This window comes from Rahnella aceris (assembly GCF_011684115.1).
Lineage (GTDB): Bacteria > Pseudomonadota > Gammaproteobacteria > Enterobacterales > Enterobacteriaceae > Rahnella > Rahnella aceris.
Genome location: NZ_JAADJV010000001.1, coordinates 662,946 through 683,933 on the forward strand (window position 1 = coordinate 662,946; position 20,988 = coordinate 683,933).

Below are 20,988 nucleotides of genomic sequence, written 5' to 3' on the forward strand. Positions count from 1 at the left end.
TTACTTCGCTGCGGGTGCCGGCAGCGTCATCCATTGCCATACGCGCCCCAGCGCTTCATACCATGCCCGCTCGCTGTGAGACAAGAACAGTGCCTGAGGCAACGCTTTTTCCCACGGATTGAGCGGGGAATCTATCGCAAGCTGATTCGCCGGTGCCGGAATAGGGTTCAGTCCCAGTTGCCGGAAGAAAATGATTGCCCGCGGCAGATGGTTTGCCGACGTCACCAGCACAAACGGCTGCTCTCCCAGCATTTCTTTAACCTGCAAAGCTTCCTGATGTGTATCCCGTGGCCTGTCGAGCAGAATAATATCGCTCTCCGGCACCCCTAAACTCTCCGCAACTTTCCCGGCGACCGCAGCACTGCTCATCGGGTTAGTCATGGCCCGCGCACCGGTGAAGATCATTTTTGAACCGGGATTTGCCCGGTAAATGCGGATCCCTTCGGCCACGCGAGGAAGGCTGTTATTGATGAGATTAGAACTCGGTGCCCACGCCGGGTTATAGGTATAACCGCCGCCCAGTACGACAACATATTTTACCGGCACATTGCCACTGGCCTGATAAGTGGGGTAAACCGATTCAATAGGACGCAGCAGGTTATCCGCAACAGGTTGCAAGCTGAGCAGCAACAGAAGCAGCCAACTCAGTGAAAAAAACACTTTTCCGGTTTTTTGCCAGCGGGTCATCCACAGCAACACCAGTGCAATCGCCATGAAGAGCAGAATAAATGGCAGAGGTAATAACAGGCCCCCCAGCGTCTTTTTTAGGATAAATAACATCAGAAACCGATCCTTTTGGGTGAAAAAACGACATCCGGGCGTGAATCCGCGTCAGGATGATTTATTCTATGCCAGCCTGTGCCAAAATAGCACTTCACCCGGTATCACCGCACAGCCATCATTAACAAATTGTTTTTAGAAACAGGGTTCATTTCATGCAGGATCGTAATTTCGACGATATGGCCGAGAAGTTTTCGCGCAATATCTACGGCACAACAAAGGGACGTATCCGTCAGGCTGTGCTGGGTCAGGATCTGCATGATTTACTACAGACTTTGCCTCAGCGGCCACTGCGCATCCTTGATGCGGGCGGCGGTGAAGGACAAATGGCCTGTGAACTGGCAGCTTTAGGACATAAGGTCTTGTTGTGTGATCTCTCCGGTGAGATGATCCGCCGCGCCGAGGCGGCTGCGCTGGAAAAAGGTGTGAGCGACAACATGCAATTTGTACAATGTCCGGCTCAGCATATCGCCGAACATTTGGAACAGCCGGTTGATCTGATATTGTTCCATGCGGTCATCGAATGGCTGGCCGAACCTCAACAGGCTCTGGCCGCACTGGTCGATTGTCTGACCCCCGGTGGCGCAATATCACTGATGTTTTACAATATCCACGGTCTGGTCATGCGGCACATGATCCTTGGCAATTTTGCTCATGTTGAAGCGGGTGTGCCAAAAATCAAAAAAAGCTCCCTGTTACCCGATCACCCGCTGGAGCCCGCACAGGTTTACCAGTGGCTGGAAGAACTTGGGATGCAGATCAGCGGCAAGACCGGTGTTAGAGTGTTCCACGATTATTTGCGAAACAGACAACAACATAAACAGGATTTTGATGAGCTTCTGGCGCTGGAACAGCGTTATTGTCGTCAGGAACCTTTTGTTAGTTTGGGACGTTACATCCACGTGATGGCGCACAAACCCATTCTGAAGGACGAATTATGAGTGAATTTTCCCAGACTGTACCCGAACTGGTCGCCTGGGCACGCAAAAATGATTTCTCAATTTCGCTGCCAACGGAGCGGCTGGCTTTTCTTCTGGCAATCGCCACATTAAACAGCGAGCGCCTTGATGGAGAAATGAGTGAGGGTGAACTGGTCGACGCGTTTCGTCATGTCAGCAAGGGATTTGAGCAGACAAATGAAACCATCACCGTACGTGCCAATAACGCCATCAATGACATGGTGCGTCAGCGTTTGCTCAACCGTTTTGTCAGTGAACTGGCCGACGGTAATGCCATTTATCGCCTGACGCCTTTGGCGATCGGCATTTCAGATTATTACATCCGCCAGCGTGAGTTCTCAACGTTGCGGTTGTCTATGCAGTTGTCGATCGTTGCTCAGGAACTCAAGCGTGCAGCCGATGCAGCCGAAGAGGGCGGTGATGATTTTCACTGGCATCGCAATGTTTACGCGCCACTTAAATACTCCGTAGCTGAAATTTTTGACAGTATCGACATGACCCAGCGGATCATGGACGAGCAGCAGCAGGGCGTGAAAGACGACATTGCCGCGTTGCTCAATAAAGACTGGCGTGCGGCAATTTCCAGTTGTGAAATCCTCCTGTCAGAAACTTCCGGCACGCTGCGTGAATTGCAGGATACGCTCGAGGCGGCCGGTAACCTGTTGCAGGCGCATCTTATGCGTATTCAGGATGCCACGATGGTCGAACTCGATTTGAGCTTTGTCGACAAACTGGTTTTCGACCTGCAGAACAAACTCGACCGCATTACCAGTTGGGGCCAGCAGGCTATTGACCTGTGGATTGGCTATGACCGGCATGTGCATAAATTTATCCGTACCGCCATCGACATGGATAAAAACCGGGTGTTCGCCCAGCGTCTGCGCCAGTCGGTTCAGAACTATTTTGATCAGCCATGGACGCTGACCTTCGCCAATGCTGACCGTCTGCTGGATATGCGCGATGAAGAACTGGCCTTGCGCAGCGAGGAAGTGACCGGCGAACTTCCGCCAGATCTTGAGTTTGAAGAATTTAACGAAATCCGCGAACAACTTGCGGCATTGATTGAACAGGCATTACAGGTTTATCAGCAACAAAAAACGCCGCTCAATCTGGGCATGGTAATGCGCGAATATCTTAAACAGTATCCGCGTGCCCGACATTTTGATGTCGCGCGAATTGTGGTCGACCAGGCTGTGCGCCTTGGTGTGGCTGAAGCAGATTTTTCAGGATTGCATGCCGAATGGCAGGCAATCAATGATTACGGAGCCAAGGTGCAGGCCCATGTCATCGACAAATATTGAACACATAATGCCAGCTAAGCTGGCGCAGGCACTGGCGAACTCAGTGTTTCCTGCTCTCGACAGCCAGCTGCGTTCTGGCCGTCATATCGGTATTGATGAGCTGGATAACCACGCTTTCCTGATGGACTATCAGGAAGAAATGGAACTCTTTTACAGCCGCTACAACGTGGAGTTAATCCGGGCACCAGAAGGTTTCTTCTACCTGCGCCCGCGCTCCACCACGCTTATCCCGCGCTCCGTACTATCTGAGCTGGATATGATGGTGGGTAAAATCCTTTGCTATCTGTATCTCAGCCCGGAACGTCTGGCGCATGAGGGGATTTTTACCCAGCAGGAACTGTATGACGAATTACTGAGCCTGGCGGATGAAAGCAAATTACTTAAATACGTCAACCAACGTTCAACCGGCTCAGATTTGGATCGCCAGAAATTGCAGGACAAAGTCCGCACGTCCCTGAACCGACTACGCCGGCTGGGCATGGTGTATTTCATGGGGGTTGATAGCAGCAAATTCCGTATCACTGAAGCGGTATTCCGGTTTGGTGCGGATGTCCGCAGCGGCGATGACGCGCGCGAAGCACAACTGCGGATGATCCGCGACGGTGAAGCAATGCCCGTCGACAGCGCGCTGTCACTGAATGACGAAAGTGAGGACGGCGAATCGCTGGCAGTGCAGCAAGGGCATGAGAGCGCAGAGGATGAACAGGAATGATTGAACGCGGTAAATTTCGCTCACTGACGCTGGTTAACTGGAACGGGTTCTTTGCCCGTACTTTTGACCTCGACTCACTGGTCACCACGCTTTCCGGCGGTAACGGGGCCGGTAAATCCACCACGATGGCGGCTTTCGTTACGGCGCTGATCCCCGATCTGACGTTGCTGCATTTCCGTAACACCACCGAAGCGGGCGCAACTTCCGGTTCGCGTGATAAAGGCCTGCACGGTAAATTGCGCGCGGGTGTCTGTTACTCGGTTCTGGATGTGGTGAACTCCCGTCACCAGCGTATTGTCGTGGGGGTTCGTCTGCAGCAGGTCGCTGGTCGTGACCGTAAAGTCGACATTAAACCTTTCACGATTCAGGGCTTGCCGGTTGCGGTCAATCCGACGGAAATGTTGACTGAAACGGTCGGCGAGCGTCAGGCTCGTGTGCTGTCTTTGCAGGAACTGAAAGATCGCGTGGAAGCGATGGAAGGCGTGCAGTTCAAGCAGTTCAACTCGATTACCGATTACCATGCCCTGATGTTTGATCTGGGTGTTATTCCACGTCGTTTGCGATCGGCATCCGACCGTAGCAAGTTCTATCGTCTGATTGAAGCCTCGCTTTATGGCGGTATTTCCAGTGCCATCACCCGTTCCCTGCGCGACTATTTGTTGCCGGAAAACAGTGGTGTGCGGAAAGCCTTCCAGGATATGGAAGCGGCGCTGCGTGAAAACCGTATGACGCTGGAAGCTATCCGCGTTACTCAGTCTGACCGCGACCTGTTTAAACACCTGATTTCTGAAGCGACGTCTTACGTGGCTGCAGACTATATGCGTCACGCCAATGAACGCCGTATTCATCTCGATGGTGCGCTGGTACTGCGTAATGATTTGTTCACCAGCCGCAAACAGTTGTCCGGCGAGCAATACCGTCATGTCGAAATGGCACGTGAACTGGCTGAGCAAAGTGGTGCGCAAAGCGATTTAGAAACCGATTATCAGGCTGCCAGCGATCATCTGAGTCTGGTTCAGACGGCAATGCGTCAACAGGAAAAAATCGAGCGTTATGAAAGTGATCTCGAAGAGCTGACGTATCGTCTCGAAGAACAGAACGAAGTGGTGGCTGAAGCCAGCGAGCTGCACGCTGAACATGAAGCGCGCGCTGAAGCCGCTGAACTGGAAGTGGATGAGCTGAAAAGCCAGCTGGCCGATTACCAGCAGGCGCTGGATGTTCAGCAGACCCGTGCGATTCAGTATCAGCAGGCGTTGCAGGCCATTGAGCGTGCGCGCGATTTGTGCCAGATCCCCGATCTGAGCATTCAGAACAGTGAAGCATGGCTGGAAACTTTCCAGAGTAAAGAGCAGGAAGCGACTGAAATCCTGCTGATGCTGGAACAGAAGATGAGCGTCGCTTCTGCCGCCCATAATCAGTTTGAAACGGCTTATCAGCTGGTGGTAAAAATCGCCGGTGAAGTGAGCCGCAGTGACGCCTGGCAAACGGCGCGTGAATTACTGCGCGACTGGTCTTCACAACAGCATCAGGCCGAACGTGTCGAACCGCTGCGCATGCGCTTGTCCGAACTTGAAGGCCGCCTGCGTGAACAGCAGGATGCCGAACGTCAGTTGCAGGAATTCTGCAAGCGTACGGGTCAGGATGTGCATCCCGAAGATCTGGACGAAATGCAGCGTGAGCTGGAAGTACAGATCGAAGAATTACAGGGTGTTGTGTCGCAGGCAGGTGAGCGTCGCATGGAAATGCGTCAGGAACTTGAACGTGTTCAGTCTCGCATTCGCGAACTGACCGCCCGTGCACCCGTCTGGCTGGCCGCGCAGGAAGCACTTAGCCAGTTAAGCGAGCAAAGTAAGGAACCGCTGGAAAGCAGCCAGCAGGTGACCGAATACATGCAGCAGTTGCTGGAAACGGAACGCGAAACGACGGTTGAGCGTGACGAAGTGGCTGCCCGCAAGCGTCGTATTGAAGGGCAGATAACCCGCCTCAGCCAGCCAAGTGGTGCGGAAGATTCCCGCATGATCGCGCTTGCAGAACGCTTCGGTGGCGTGTTGTTGTCGGAAATTTATGATGACGTCACCATCGACGATGCGCCTTACTTCTCTGCATTGTATGGTCCGTCCCGCCACGCGATTGTGGTGCCTGATTTATCCCTGATCCGCGATCAGCTGGATGGGTTGGATGATTGCCCGGAAGACCTCTATCTTATCGAAGGGGATCCACAGTCATTTGATGACAATGTCTTTGAAGTAGAAGAAATGCAGGGCGCGGTACTGGTCAAAACGGGTGATCGCCAGTGGCGTTATTCTCACTTCCCACAGGTGCCATTGTTTGGCCGTGCGGCGCGTGAGAACCGTCTGGAAACCTTGCATAAAGAACGCGAAAACCTGTCAGAGCGTTACGCGACATTGTCGTTTGACGTGCAGAAAATTCAGCGTGCACATCAGGCATTTAGTCGTTTCATCGGCAGTCATTTAGCCGTGGCGTTTGACGCCGACCCGGAAGCTGAAATCCGCACTCTGAGCGGGCGTCGTGGCGAACTGGAACGCGCTATCAATGCGCATGAAGGCCAGAATCAGCAACAGCGTCAGCAATACGAGCAGGCGAAAGACGCTATCGGCATGCTCAATAAATTGCAGCCACGTGTCGGCTTGCTGTGTGACGAAACGCTGATTGATCGCGTTGAAGAAATCCGCGAAGAAATGGAAGAGGCACAGGATTCCGCCCGTTTCATTCAGCAACACGGTGTTTCACTGAGCAAGCTGGAACCGCTGGTATCGGTGCTGCAAAGCGACCCGGAACAGCATGAGCAACTGAAAGAAGATTACGCACAGGCGCAGCATGCACAGCGTCTGGCGAAGCAACAGGCATTCGCTCTGACGGAAGTGGTTCAGCGCCGTGCTCACTTCAGCTATACCGACTCCGCCGGCATGCTGAATGAAAACAGTGATCTGAATGACAAACTGCGTCAGCGTCTGGAACATGCGGAAGCGGAACGTACGCGTGCCCGTGAACAAATGCGTCAGCATCAGACACAACTGACGCAGTACAGTCAGGTTCTGGCCTCGCTGAAAAGTTCGTTCGATGCCAAACGCGATATGCTCAAAGAACTTAGCCAGGAATTGCAGGATATCGGTGTTCAGGCTGATGCAAATGCTGAAGCACGTGCTAAAACCCGCCGTGACGAACTGCACACCGCGCTCAGCACCAACCGGGCACGCTGTAATCAGCTCGAAAAACAAATCACCTTCTGCGAAGCAGAAATGGATAACCTGCAGAAGAAATTGCGCAAACTTGAGCGTGATTATCATCAGAGCCGCGAACAGGTAGTGACCTCGAAAGCGGGCTGGTGTGCGGTGATGCGTCTGGTGAAAGACAATGGCGTTGAACGTCGTTTGCACCGTCGTGAGCTGGCGTATATGGATGGCGACGAACTGCGTTCCATGTCGGATAAATCCCTTGGCGCGCTGCGTCTGGCGGTCTCTGATAACGAACATCTGCGCGATGTACTGCGTCTGTCCGAAGATCCAAAACGCCCTGAACGTAAAATCCAGTTCTACATTGCTGTATACCAGCATCTGCGCGAACGTATCCGTCAGGATATTATTCGTACCGATGATCCGGTTGAAGCGATTGAACAGATGGAAATCGAACTGGGCCGTCTGACCGAAGAACTGACAGCCCGCGAGCAGCAACTGGCCATCAGTTCGAAAAGTGTGGCGAATATCATCCGTAAAACCATTCAGCGCGAACAGAACCGTATCCGCCAGCTGAACCAGGGCCTGCAGGCTGTGGCCTTTGGTCAGGTGAAAAGTGTGCGTTTGAACGTGAATGTACGCGAAGCGCACGCGGGACTGCTGGATGTGTTGTCTGAACAGCAGGAACAGCATCAGGATCTCTTCAGCAGTAACCGTCTGACCTTCTCGGAAGCGCTGGCGAAACTCTATCAGCGTCTGAACCCGCAAATCGATATGGGTCAGCGCACACCGCAAACTATTGGTGAAGAACTGCTGGATTACCGCAACTATCTCGAAATGGAAGTGGAAGTGAACCGTGGTTCTGACGGCTGGTTACGCGCAGAAAGCGGGGCGCTGTCAACGGGTGAAGCGATCGGTACCGGTATGTCGATTCTGGTGATGGTGGTTCAGAGCTGGGAAGACGAATCGAGCCGTATGCGTGGGAAGGATATTTCGCCTTGTCGTCTGCTGTTCCTTGATGAAGCCGCACGTCTGGATGCTAAATCTATCGCCACGCTGTTCGAGCTTTGCGACCGTCTGGAAATGCAGCTGATTATTGCGGCACCGGAAAACATCAGCCCTGAAAAAGGCACGACCTATAAACTGGTACGTAAAGTGTTCGGCAATAATGAACATGTACACGTGGTCGGTTTGCGTGGATTCGCACCTGAACTTCCGGCACTGGTCAATACGGAAGCTGACGTTTCCTGAGTGTTTTCAGAGAAATAAGATGTCTGATTTTTAAAAGCCCCGGCCTGAGCGCCGGGGCTTTTTATTGAAATTGCATCCATTTCACTTATATTTCTTTAAAAAGTTGTGGTGAACTAAATAGTTTGTAAGCCAACGCTAGGGTGCTGCGCAATTTATAGACGAATGCCTGAAAACAGCACATAAACACGTAAGGGAAGACTTTATTTAAACTGACAGCTGGCTTAGAGTCTTTACGTTACACGCGGGCTCTATTTCATTGAGTTCCTACGCAAAAAAAGAATTCTCTTTATATACTTATTCCAAGAGCTGTTGGCTCAATTTTGGGGATGAGATTGAGCACCTTATCGGGAGGCAAGGGAAGATGTTAATGAATCAAAGGTCTCTCAGGTTTTTAGTCGCCAGCTGTCTGCTGGCGAGCGGTCTCTCGCCGTGGTTTGCTGCATGGGCTACCGTGCCCGCGCTGCCATTAGGAAAAACCACGCTATCAAGCGTACAGAGCATGAGCCAGTTGCAGGCAGAGTTATTGCCAAGGGGCATCAGGCCGTTGTATCTGTCATCTCTGTCATCGCTTTATGCTGCAAATCATATGCAGCCCATGTGGAACGATCGCGAAACAGTTCAGTTATTCCAGCAGCAACTCGCCGAGCTGGCCATATCGGGGATCCAGCCTCAGTTCACGCAATGGGTGAAATGGCTGACGGATCCGCAAGTTACCGGCATGGCCCGTGATGTGGTGTTGTCAGATGCAATGCTGGGCTATTTGCAGTTTACGAGCAGCGTGGAAGCCAATGGAGATAAGTGGTTATACAGCGCCACACCGTACAAAATGACGACGCCGTCGCTGACTGTGATTAATCAGTGGCAGCTGGCTGTGCGTCAGGGCAATACGTCACACTATTTGTCGACTCTCGCACCACAGCACCCTTATTACACCAAAATGCATGATGCATTGAAAACCATGCTGACGGACAATCGACCATGGCCCGTGATGACAGGATCAGCCAGTTTGCGTCCGGACCAGATCAGTGACGATGTCCCGGCCTTGCGGGAGATCCTGACCCGAACCGGTATGATGGTCGCCTCGCCTGAAGAGAATAAGGTGGCTAAACCGACAGATGAAACTATCGCCCCGAACACGCCGGGAAGCGCGGCAAATGACGATCTGTCTGTTGATGAAACCGCTGATAAGGCCCAGCAATCGACCCCGGCTGTCAGCCCTTCCGCAACATCAGTACAAGATGTCCTGCCAACGGTTCAGTCGACAGAAGTGCCAGCGACACCCGCGCCAGTGGCTGTCGCTGATAATCAGTACACACCGGATTTAGTGGAAGCTGTTAAGCGTTTTCAAAAATGGCAGGGGCTGGAAGCGGACGGTATTATTGGCGGACGTACCCGTCAGTGGCTGAATGCCTCTCCGCAATTGCGTGCTACCTTGCTGGCGCTGAATATTCAGCGTCTGCGCATTCTTCCAGGCAATGTGAACACCGGAATCATGGTGAACATTCCAAACTATCAGCTCACCTATTATCTCAATGGCAATGAAGTGTTGTCGTCACGGGTAATTGTCGGTCGTCCAAGCCGTAAAACGCCGTTAATGAGCAGTGCGTTGAATAATGTGGTGGTCAATCCACCGTGGAATGTGCCCACAACGTTAGTGCGTGAAGATATCGTGCCTAAAGCCATGAACAATCCCGGTTACTTCCAGCAACATGGCTATCAGGTATTGTCTGGCTGGAGTAACGATGCTGAAATCATCGATCCTTCAATGATCGACTGGGCAATGATATCACCCAACCATTTCCCCTATCGCATCCGTCAGGCGCCGGGCGTAAGCAACTCTCTGGGGCGGTATAAATTTAATATGCCGAGTTCTGATGCTATTTATCTGCATGACACGCCAAACCATAACTTGTTCAGCAAAGACATTCGTGCGCTGAGTTCTGGCTGTGTGAGGGTGAATAAGGCTTCTGAATTAGCCAATATGCTGTTACAGGATGCAGGCTGGAATGACACGCGAATATCCTCTGCATTGCAGGGCGGCAATACCACGTATGTGGCAATACGCCATCATATACCGGTAAAACTGTTTTATCTGACGGCATGGGTCGCGGATGACGGTAAGCCGCAATTCAGAACAGATATTTACAATTATGATTCAACGGTGAGATCCGGTGCACAAATTCTGCCTCAGGCGGAAATTTTGCTTCAATAAATGCAGTAAAACTAATCTGATAAGGGTCAGAGTATTTGGCCATCGAACGAGCGTGAGCCACTGGCACGCTCGTTTTGCTTATATGGGTTCCCTTGACTCGCAGAAAATTGGCAGTTAAGGTTCAAAACGGCTCAGATCAGAGCTTATTTTTGACTCTCTTACCGGATAGTAAACTGTTCATGAATGAAATCGACAAACATCGCCGTAAATGGCTGGCATTAGGCAGTGCCGCTATGGGGATTGCATTACTTCCAGGTCGTGCATTCGCCACTCTTTCCACACCTCGCCCGCGTATTTTAGTCGTTAACAATATCAATACCGGCGAAACCCTCAAAACCGAGTTTTTTGATGGAAAGCGTTACAACAAGGATGAGTTGGCCCGGTTGAATCATCTGTTCAGGGACTATCGTGCGGAAAAAGTAAAATCTATCGATCCCGCGTTGTTCGATCACCTCTATCGTTTGCAGGTGATGCTTGGCGGAACGAATAAACCAGTCCAGCTGATTTCGGGTTACCGCTCACTGGCGACAAACAACAGCATGCGTGAACCCGGAAGCGGGGTAGCGAAGCACAGCTATCACACGCTTGGGCAGGCAATGGATTTCCATATTCAGGGCATCGAACTGAGCAATATCCGCAAAGCAGCATTAAAAATGCGGATGGGTGGTGTAGGATATTATCCACGAAGTAACTTTGTGCACATCGATACCGGTCCCGCACGGACCTGGTGATGTGTGTAATTAATGGCCTGCCGGAATGTGCAGGTCATTTTGTGGAGCTCTATGAAAACCCATCTTATTACCGTCACGGCGTTCAGCCAAAACTGCTCACTGATTTGGTGTGCTAAAACCAATCAGGCCGCCATTGTTGATCCGGGCGGTGAAGCCGCCAGGATCATCCAGGAAGTTTCTGCCAAAGGTGTATTGGTTACGCAAATTTTGCTGACTCACGGACATCTTGATCACGTGGGTGCCGCAGCAGAACTGGCTGCGCACTATCAGGTACCGGTTATCGGACCACAAAAAGAAGATGAATTCCTGCTGGATGCGTTACCGACCCAAAGCCAGATGTTTGGCCTCGACCATTGTGACCCGCTGACGCCGGATACCTGGCTGGAAGAAGGGGATTCAGTGAGTGTTGGTGAAGAAATCTTATCCGTGTTGCATTGTCCAGGCCATACGCCGGGGCATATTGTCTTCATCAATGATAAAGCGCGAATTGCCGTTTCTGGTGATGTGATTTTCAAGGGTGGCGTAGGCCGCAGTGATTTCCCGCGTGGTGACCATCAGGCGCTGATTCATTCCATCAAAACGAAATTATTACCGCTCGGCGATGACATGGTCTTTATTCCCGGTCATGGCCCGATGTCAGACTTTGGTTATGAGCGTAAAACGAACCCGTTCCTGCAGGATGAAATGCCGGTCTGGTAATTACGTTTGCTGTTTATCAGCAAAAAACAAAAAGCCCGTCAGGATACCTGACGGGCTTTTTTAATTGAGCAACACTGCTTATCTTTTACAGTACGGCGACGATGGCTTCACACAGCGGTGCCATATTTTCGAGCGTGATGCCGGCAACGTTGATACGGCCGGAGTTCACCGCGTACACGCCGAATTCATCACGTAAACGCAATACCTGATCTTTGGTCAGGCCGCTGAAAGAGAACATCCCGTTCTGGTTAATAATAAAGCTGAAATCCTGTTGAGCGCCTTTTTCCTGCAAGGTGCTGACGAATAGCTGGCGCATACGATGGATACGCAGGCGCATATCGCTTAGTTCCTGCTCCCACAGCGTGCGCAAAGCTTCGTTACCCAGTATGGTGGCTACAACCGCAGCACCGTGTGACGGCGGGTTGGAGTAGTTTGCACGGATAACCGATTTCATTTGGCTGAAAGCGCGACCGGCAGTTTCTTCATCGGCTGCGACTAACGTACAAGCACCTACGCGTTCATTGTATAAGCCGAAGTTCTTCGAGTAAGAACTGGCGACCAGCAATTCCTTATGTTTTGCCACGAACAGGCGCAGACCCGCCGCATCTTCTTCCAGACCTTTTGCAAAGCCCTGATAGGCGAAGTCGAACAACGGTAACCAGCCGTTGCTCACCGACAATTCTGCCAGCTGTGCCCATTGTTCTTCTGTAGGATCGATACCGGTTGGATTGTGACAGCAGCCATGGAACAGCACCACGTCGCCTGCTTTCGCTTCGCTCAGGCTTTTCAGCATGCCATCGAAATCAAGGCTGTGATTTGCAGCGTCATAGTAATTGTATTCCACAACTTCCAGACCGGAAGCAGAGAACACACCTTTATGGTTCGGCCAGCTCGGATTACTGACCCACACGCGTCTGGCGCTGGTTTGTGTAGCGATGAAATCCGCTGCGATACGCAAAGCGCCGGTGCCGCCCGGAGTCTGTGCGGTGCGTGCCCGTTTATCAGCAATAACCGTGCTGTCTTTGCCAAACAGCAGTTCCTGTGTACAACGGGCAAAATCAGGCAACCCGTCGATACTCAGATAGGTTTTAGTGGTTTCATTTTCCAACAGGAACTGTTCGGCTTTTTTCACGCTGGCCAGAACCGGCGTTTTACCTGTTTCGTCTTTATAAACACCAATCCCCAGATTGATTTTATTAGAGCGGTCGTCAGCGCGGAAAAGATCGGTAAGACCCAGGATAGGGTCAGCAGGTGCTGCAGTGATTTTTTCAAACATGTCGGAAAATTCCATAGCCTGATATTACGAAAGAGGTCATCAGGGTAACGCCAGCGCCCCCTTTTGCCAACCGTTTGCGGCAAAAAGAAAACAGAGTTGTGAGAAGGCGTGGGAGATTAAAATATTTTATAGGCGAGGGTGGAAAAGCGGTCTTTTCAAGACTCAGAAATGCAAAAGGCAGAGCCGAAGCTCTGCCTTGATATCCACTTTGATGCGCCCGTAAGCGCATCGTTAAGTGATATTAGAACTGGTATTGCAGACCAACACCCACGATGTCGTCAGTGCTGCGACCCGCTGCTTTGGTGTAGCTGTTGTCGTCCAGCAGGTTGATTTTGTAGTCAACATAGGTAGACATGTTTTTGTTGAAGTAGTAGTAAGTACCAACTTCTACATATTTAACCAGGTCAGCATCGCCGCCAGCGTAGGTAGAACCGTTGTTGGTGAAACCGTTCAGGCTCTTACCTTTAGACTGCAGGTATGCGATAGATGGGCGCAGACCGAAATCGAACTGGTACTGAGCAACAACTTCGAAGTTCTGAGTTTTGTTAGCAATTGCATCCGGGTTACCGTAATCGGTGGTGTTACGTGATTCACCGTAGAAGGTTGCCAGGTACAGGTTGTTAGCGTCGTATTTAGCGCCGAATGCGTATGCGTCAGCTTTGTCGCCAGTGCCGTCTTGTTTCTGAGTAACAGTACGGTTAGAAGAGAAGTAAGCACCAGTAATGCTAACACCTGAGTTGCCGATAGCGTAAGCGGCAGAAGTACCCCAGCCGTCACCATTGGAATCAACTGCGCCACGACCATCACGACCTTCGTCGTTTTTGCCCTGGTACTGTACAGCGAAGCTCAGGCCATCAACCAGACCGAAGAAGTTGCTGTTACGGTAAGTTGCCACACCGTTAGCACGACCAACCATGAAGTTGTCGTTGTTCTGGTACATGGTGTCATCGCCATAGATTGGCAATTGGTCGGTGTAGGACATTACGTCGTAGATTACGCCGTAGTTACGACCGTAGTCGAAAGAACCTGCATCACCAAATTTCAGACCTGCGAAGCCCAGACGAGTTTTGTTGCCTTCATCGCCAGCACTTTCTGCATGGTTAGCCTGAACGTTGTATTCCCACTGGCCGTAACCGGTCAGTTGGTCAGTAATTTGAGTTTCGCCTTTGAAGCCGAAACGGACATAGGTCTGGTCGCCATCGTCGCCAGCATTGTCAGAGAAGGTGTGACGTGCGTCAACTTTACCGTACAGATCCAGTTTGTTGCCATCTTTGTTATAGATCTCAGCTGCATTAGCTGCACCAGCAACTAACAGAGCAGGGATTACCACTGCAAGAATATTGCGCTTCATCATTATTATTACCCTCATTGGTTTTATTTGGACACCTGCCACTGCCTAAATAATTCTTTACGGAACTATTCACGAAAGTTTGGTGTCTCCTGTGTCTGAACGCACTATTCCATCCGTGGTGAGCTTAATCCACAGCGAAAATGCTACTAAATTACTAAATATGTTTCAGCAGGAAAGAATGTATTTCAAAATGTGTATTTTACGGAACTTTGTGACAGGGATCTATCTTTGAAAATGACTAAGGCCAGCAAAGCTGGCCTTAGTTTTGTAACTATTATGTTAATTAAAAATAGTTTAATTAATTAGAAGGTTGCACTACGTGGTGTACGTGGGAACGGGATCACGTCACGAACGTTTTGAACACCGGTTACATAGGCGACTAAACGTTCAAAGCCAAGGCCGAAGCCTGAATGCGGGACTGTGCCGTAACGACGAAGATCGCGATACCACCAATAATCTTCTTTATTTAGCCCCATTTCAGCCATACGGGCGTCCAGTACGTCCAGACGTTCCTCACGCTGAGAGCCACCGATAATCTCACCAATGCCCGGTGCCAGAACATCCATTGCCGCGACGGTTTTACCATCGTCATTCATACGCATGTAGAAGGCTTTGATATCTTTCGGATAGTTTTTAACCACCACCGGCGCTTTGAAATGCTGTTCCGCGAGATAACGTTCATGCTCAGAAGAAAGGTCGACACCCCATGAAACCGGGTTTTCGAATTTCTGATCACAATTCATTAATATTTCTACTGCATCGGTGTAGTCTACCTGGGCGAAATCGGATGTTACAAATCGCTCAAGGCGTGCAACAGCATCTTTGTCTACACGGTCAGCAAAAAAGGCCATATCGTCTGCGCGTTCGTCTAAAACGGCTTTGAAAACATATTTAAGCATGTTTTCAGCCAGTGCTGCGATGTCATCCAGTGTCGCAAATGCGACTTCCGGTTCTACCATCCAGAATTCCGCAAGGTGACGGCTGGTGTTGGAATTCTCTGCACGGAAAGTCGGACCGAAGGTGTAAACCTTGGACAGCGCACAGGCATACGTTTCGCCGTTCAGCTGGCCGGAAACCGTCAGGAACGCTTCTTTGCCGAAGAAATCTTCGCTGAAGTCGATTTCGCCTTTGTCTGTACGCGGCAGATTTTGCAGATCCAGTGTCGATACGCGGAACATCTCACCCGCGCCTTCAGTATCGGAGGCAGTGATCAGCGGTGTGGACACCCAGAAATACCCGTTTTCATGATAGAAACGGTGAATGGCCTGAGAGAGGGTGTTGCGCACACGGGCGACAGCACCAATCAGATTGGTGCGCGGGCGAAGGTGAGCCACTTCACGCAGGTATTCGATGCTGTGGCGTTTTGCCGCCATCGGATAAGTATCAGGGTCATCCACCCAGCCAACAACGTTGACGGTCGTTGCCTGCAACTCAAAACTCTGGCCTTCGCCAGGTGAGGCGACAACAATACCGGTCACTTCTACTGAACAACCCGTCGTCAGACGCAATACGTCTTCCTGATAATTGGGCAGAGAATTATTGATGACGGCCTGTAAAGGATTAAAGCAGGAGCCGTCATAAACGGCGACGAATGAGATACCAGCTTTAGAATCTCTCCGGGTACGTACCCAACCGCGTACGGTGACTTCACTGTCAACCGCAGCACGGCCTTGCAGTACGTCGACTACAGGCACAACGCTCATAGATTTCTCTCTTTCTTTATATATGTTGACTAAGAAATATTGGACACCCTGTAAATAGGGATTTTGCTATGTTACTTAGGCTTTCTCAGGACACAAGCAGAAATCGTCGTCAGCGGACAAGAATTGTGGCGCGAATGAAGAGAGTTGTGGGGAAATATTGAGAGAGTGAATAAAAGCCGAGCAGAATTAGATCGCAACTATATAAAGGAAAGAAAATCTGAATAAAGCGCCGGATTGATTTCCGGCACTTTAGGGAGAGTCAGGACGCTTTTTTCACCAGCGGCAGATCGAAAGCTTTGCGCAGGGCTTTAACAAAAGCTTTGTCCTGGCAAATCGTTTTGCCTGGGCTGTCAGAGAGTTTCGCGACAGGTTTGCCATTGCACTGTACCAATTTAATGACAATATTCAGCGGCTTCACGCCCGGAATATTACATGTCAGACGCGTACCAATCCCGAATATCAGATTCACCCGTTGATGGAAATGGCGATACAGGTGTAACGCTTTGTCCAGATCCAGATTGTCGGAAAAGACCAGCGTTTTGGTCATCGGGTCGATATCCAGCGCATGATAATGCGTTATCGCTTTCTCACCCCATTCAAACGGATCCCCGGAATCATGGCGCAGTCCCTGATAGGCATTGGCGAATTTGCTGCCGAAATCACGCAGGAAAGCATCCATCGTAATGCAGTCAGTGAGAGCGATCCCCAGCTGATCCGGATATTCGTCCAGCCAGGCCTGCAACGCCGCGCGCTGGCTGTTAGCCAGAACCGGGCTGATTTGCTGATGTGCCTGGAACCATTCGTGGGCTTGCGTGCCGACCGGTGCCAGCTGCAATTTATGCGCTAAATCGTAGTTACTGGTGCCGACCAGATAAGGGAATTCATTTTTCAGTGTGCTGACGATGGCTTCCTGAACTTCACCGGAGAAACGACGACGGGTACCGAAATCCATCAGACGGAAGGCACCGAGATCGATATCTGCGGCCTGTTCTTTAAAACTGGCGAGATTTTTACGCAGGTGCTCCACTGCCATTTGCGCCGTCACTTGTGGAGAACGCTGGCGATGGACAACTTCACTGATGACCGCGAGCAGAGGCACTTCCCACATAATCACTTCACGCCACGGGCCCTCGATGCGCACATGCAAATGTCCGTTGCGATCGGAAACCATTACATGTTCAGGATTGTAGCGGAAGGTTTTTAGCCAGTTCAGGTAATCTTGCGTGAAGAACGGCAGCCCGGAAAGGTAGGTGAACTCGTCGTCCGTCAGCGCCAGTTGACTCATCATCTGGATTTGCTGGCGGACCTCGCTGGCGTATTCGCCCAGCAGTTCATCACCACGGCAACGGAACTCTGCCACGACGCTGATGTTGTGGTAGCGATGGTAGACTGCTTGCTGCATATGAAGCTTGTAGGCATCGGTATCTAACAGCGAAGTCAAAATCGGGGAGGCGTATGGAGTCATAGCGCGTTTACAGCATCCTCGTCAGAAACTGAGTGTTTGAACACAAACAACCGTTCCGTAAAAAAAACGTTCTGGATAAAACAGCAAAGTCTGTGAAGTATACCGTATTATCCCGTCAAAGAACCCTCATCACATCATAATTGTCGGGGAATGGTCGAGGTCTAAATGTGCTTAAATGTAGGAAATATGGGCAAGCTGGCGATTTTCCGGCGTAAAAAAAGCACGAATTGATTACATAAATTTAATCAATCTGACATTAAGGAAGAAAAAATTGGGGGCGATTAAACCCCGGTTTTCTTATGTTCATTTCGCTACGTTTGTTCACGATAGTAAACGAACTGATGTTTTCGAGAGTGATTCAGGTTTTTTTTGCCCCAAATACCGATCACCCACATCACGACCAGTATGTGAATACCATGAAGCCATACGACAAGCTGTCCGTGACGGTTGTGTTTTTGCCGGATGCGCCAAACCCGCTGTTTTACAGAAATTTCTGTGTTTTGGTTGAAAGGTGCGCATACGCACTCACAAACTGGCAACAATCTGGGATTTCCTGATGCCTGTGGTAGAGTTTAAAGATAAAAAGTATGAAGGTCGTCCGGTGTGCTGTGCAGCGATTCGCTGACTTGCAAAACCTGCTTCATCAATCAATATCGCCATCACTACTAACCACCAACACGTCAAAAGGTTTTTTATGACTCAACTGCCACAAGCCAAGTTCCGCCACGATTATCGTGCGCCGGACTATACCATCACGGACATTGACCTTAATTTCGAGCTTGATGCACAGAAGACCCTTGTGACTGCGGTCAGTCAGATTAAACGACAGGGCGCAGAGGGCGCGCCGCTGGTGCTCAACGGCGAAGACCTGACCCTTATTAGCCTGAAGGTTAACGGCCAGGACTGGCCAAAATATCAGTTAAAAGAAGGCGCACTGGAAATTACCGGTGTGCCGGAAGCCTTTGAACTGGCGATTGTTAATGAAATTCATCCGGCAAAAAACACTGCGCTCGAAGGATTGTATCTTTCCGGTGAAGCGCTTTGTACGCAGTGTGAAGCCGAGGGTTTCCGCCATATTACGTATTATCTGGATCGTCCGGATGTGCTGGCGCGTTTCACGACCCGCATTGTGGCGGATAAAGCCCGCTATCCTTATTTGCTGTCAAACGGTAACCGTATTGATCAGGGTGAGCTGGAAGGCGGCAAACACTGGATCAAATGGCAGGACCCGTTCCCGAAACCTTGCTACCTGTTTGCGCTGGTCGCGGGTGATTTTGATGTGTTGCGCGATTCCTTCAAAACCCGTTCCGGCCGGGATGTAGCGCTCGAACTGTTTGTCGATCGTGGCAATCTGGATCGTGCAGGCTGGGCGATGGAATCCCTGAAGCAGTCCATGAAATGGGACGAAACCCGTTTTAATCTGGAATACGACCTCGACATCTTTATGATTGTCGCCGTTGATTTCTTCAACATGGGCGCGATGGAGAACAAAGGCCTGAATGTCTTTAACTCCAAATACGTGCTGGCGAAAGCCGAAACCGCAACCGATAAAGATTACCTCGGTATCGAAGCGGTGATCGGCCATGAATACTTCCATAACTGGACCGGCAACCGCGTGACCTGCCGCGACTGGTTCCAGCTGAGCCTGAAAGAAGGCCTGACCGTATTCCGCGATCAGGAATTCAGCTCTGATCTGGGCTCGCGTTCAGTTAACCGCATCGATAACGTACGTGTCATGCGTGGTGCGCAGTTCTCTGAAGATGCCAGCCCGATGGCGCACCCGATCCGTCCGGAAAAAGTCATTGAAATGAATAACTTCTACACCCTGACGGTGTACGAGAAAGGTTCAGAAGTTATTCGCATGCTGCACACTTTGCTGGGTGAAGAGAAATTCCAGGCTGGCATGCAGTTGTATTTCGAGCGTCATGATGGCAGCGCGGCAACCTGTGACGATTTTGTACAGGCGATGGAAGATGCCTCAAACGTCGATCTTTCCCTGTTCCGTCGCTGGTACAGCCAGTCTGGTACACCAGTGCTGACCGTGCGCGACGACTATGACGTGGAAAAACAGCAATACACCCTGACTGTCAGCCAGAAAACCCCGCCGACGCCTGATCAGACTGAAAAGCTGCCACTGCATATCCCGCTGGATATTGAACTGTATGACCCGCAGGGCAATGTGATTGCGCTGAAACAACAGGGTAAGACGGTCAGTAACGTGCTGAACGTGACTGAAGCTGAGCAGACGTTTGTGTTTGACGACGTGGAATATCCGCCGGTGCCTTCCTTACTACGTGAATTCTCCGCACCGGTGAAACTCGATTACAAATGGGGCGATCATCAGCTGACTTTCCTGATGAAGTACGCGCGTAATGATTTCGCCCGCTGGGATGCGGCACAAAGCCTGCTGGCAATTTACATCAAACTGAACGTAGCGCGTCATCAGCAGAAACTGCCATTGTCCCTCCCGTTGCATGTGGCAGATGCGTTCCGGGCGGTATTGCTGGATGAGAACATTGATCCGGCGCTGGCGTCGCAGATTCTGACTCTGCCGTCTGAAAATGAAATTGCTGAACTGTTCGATATTATCGATCCTGAAGCGATCAGCGCTGTTCACGATGCGATCACCCGTTGTCTGGCAACCGAAATGGCGGATGAATTCCTGGCGGTTTACAACGCTAACCGTCTGCCTGCATACCGTGTCGTGCATGAAGATATCGGTAAACGTTCGCTGCGTAACACCTGCCTGCATTATCTGGCCTTTGCCGATGTGACGCTGGCAGATCAACTTGTCAGAGCGCAGTTTGAGCAGGCTGATAACATGACGGATTCTCTGGCGGCGATGTCTGCGGCGGTTTCCGCGCAACTGCCTTGCCGTGAATCCCTGATGGCGGCTTACGATGAGCGCTGGCATCACGACGGTCTGGTGATGGATAAATGGTTTATCCAGCAGGCGACCAGCCCGGCAGCCGATGTATTGCAGAAAGTCCGCTCACTGCTGAACCACCGTTCATTCAGCATGGGCAACCCGAACCGGGTCCGTTCATTAATCGGTGCTTTTGCGTCTGCCAATCCTTCTGCATTCCATGCCGCAGATGGCAGCGGTTATCAGTTCCTGACTGAAATGCTCACCGATCTTAACACCCGTAACCCGCAGGTAGCGGCGCGTATGATCGAGCCGTTGATCCGCCTGAAACGCTATGACCAAAACCGTCAGGCGCTGATGCGTCAGGCGCTGCAACAGCTGAAAGGGCTGGAAAATCTGTCCGGTGATTTGTTCGAGAAAATTACCAAAGCGTTAGATGCGTAATCGCAATTAACCGCAAAGCAAAAGGGCGATGGAAACATCGCCCT

At 50.9% G+C, this 20,988-nt stretch carries 13 protein-coding genes; 8 read left to right on the top strand and 5 right to left on the bottom strand.

The features are described 5' to 3' along the window. Positions 1–780, bottom strand: coding sequence for an envelope biogenesis factor ElyC (gene elyC / locus GW591_RS02980; protein WP_166860065.1), 780 nt, complete (start codon positions 778–780; stop codon positions 1–3). A 155-nt stretch (positions 781–935) separates the two neighbouring features. On the opposite strand from elyC, the gene cmoM reads away from it, so the two are divergent. The 7 genes from cmoM (at position 936) to GW591_RS03015 (ending at position 11,839) form a co-directional block, all read left to right on the top strand. Next, positions 936–1,721, top strand: coding sequence for a tRNA uridine 5-oxyacetic acid(34) methyltransferase CmoM (cmoM, locus tag GW591_RS02985; RefSeq protein ID WP_013574846.1), 786 nt, complete (start codon positions 936–938; stop codon positions 1,719–1,721). After that, positions 1,718–3,040: a chromosome partition protein MukF gene (gene mukF, locus GW591_RS02990; protein ID WP_013574847.1), complete on the top strand. Its 1,323-nt coding sequence runs from the start codon at positions 1,718–1,720 to the stop codon at positions 3,038–3,040. The genes cmoM and mukF overlap by 4 nt, the downstream gene beginning before the upstream one ends. After that, positions 3,021–3,752, top strand: coding sequence for a chromosome partition protein MukE (mukE, locus tag GW591_RS02995; RefSeq protein ID WP_013574848.1), 732 nt, complete (start codon positions 3,021–3,023; stop codon positions 3,750–3,752). The genes mukF and mukE overlap by 20 nt, the downstream gene beginning before the upstream one ends. Beyond that, complete coding sequence (gene mukB, locus GW591_RS03000; RefSeq protein ID WP_013574849.1) at positions 3,749–8,197, top strand: chromosome partition protein MukB; 4,449 nt, start codon at positions 3,749–3,751, stop codon at positions 8,195–8,197. The genes mukE and mukB overlap by 4 nt, the downstream gene beginning before the upstream one ends. Before the next feature lie 361 nt (positions 8,198–8,558). Continuing rightward, positions 8,559–10,409 (top strand): L,D-transpeptidase, encoded by a 1,851-nt coding sequence (gene ldtD / locus GW591_RS03005; RefSeq protein ID WP_121019479.1) that lies wholly within the window; start codon positions 8,559–8,561, stop codon positions 10,407–10,409. A gap of 179 nt (positions 10,410–10,588) precedes the next feature. Further along, the gene (locus GW591_RS03010) at positions 10,589–11,140 is read left to right on the top strand and encodes a YcbK family protein (protein WP_013574851.1); all 552 of its coding nucleotides are present in this window, start codon (positions 10,589–10,591) and stop codon (positions 11,138–11,140) included. Positions 11,141–11,191: 51 nt separating this feature from the next. Beyond that, entirely contained in the window at positions 11,192–11,839 is a 648-nt protein-coding gene (locus tag GW591_RS03015; RefSeq protein WP_013574852.1) for an MBL fold metallo-hydrolase, read from the top strand. Positions 11,840–11,924: 85 nt separating this feature from the next. Here the strand turns inward: GW591_RS03015 and GW591_RS03020 are convergent, their stop codons facing one another. From GW591_RS03020 to pncB, 4 genes are all read right to left on the bottom strand, one after another. Beyond that, positions 11,925–13,115 carry an amino acid aminotransferase gene (locus tag GW591_RS03020; RefSeq protein ID WP_013574853.1) on the bottom strand — a complete coding sequence of 397 codons (1,191 nt, stop codon included), beginning with the start codon at positions 13,113–13,115 and terminating at the stop codon, positions 11,925–11,927. Positions 13,116–13,356: 241 nt separating this feature from the next. Beyond that, positions 13,357–14,469, bottom strand: coding sequence for a porin OmpC (gene ompC / locus GW591_RS03025; RefSeq protein ID WP_013574854.1), 1,113 nt, complete (start codon positions 14,467–14,469; stop codon positions 13,357–13,359). Positions 14,470–14,768: 299 nt separating this feature from the next. Continuing rightward, positions 14,769–16,169, bottom strand: a complete 1,401-nt coding sequence (gene asnS, locus GW591_RS03030) for an asparagine--tRNA ligase (protein WP_013574855.1) — start codon at positions 16,167–16,169, stop codon at positions 14,769–14,771. Between the two features lie 259 nt (positions 16,170–16,428). Continuing rightward, the gene (gene pncB / locus GW591_RS03035; RefSeq protein ID WP_013574856.1) at positions 16,429–17,634 is read right to left on the bottom strand and encodes a nicotinate phosphoribosyltransferase; all 1,206 of its coding nucleotides are present in this window, start codon (positions 17,632–17,634) and stop codon (positions 16,429–16,431) included. A 694-nt stretch (positions 17,635–18,328) separates the two neighbouring features. On the opposite strand from pncB, the gene pepN reads away from it, so the two are divergent. Further along, positions 18,329–20,944, top strand: a complete 2,616-nt coding sequence (gene pepN, locus GW591_RS03040) for an aminopeptidase N (protein ID WP_166860068.1) — start codon at positions 18,329–18,331, stop codon at positions 20,942–20,944. The last annotated feature ends 44 nt before the right edge of the window (positions 20,945–20,988 follow it).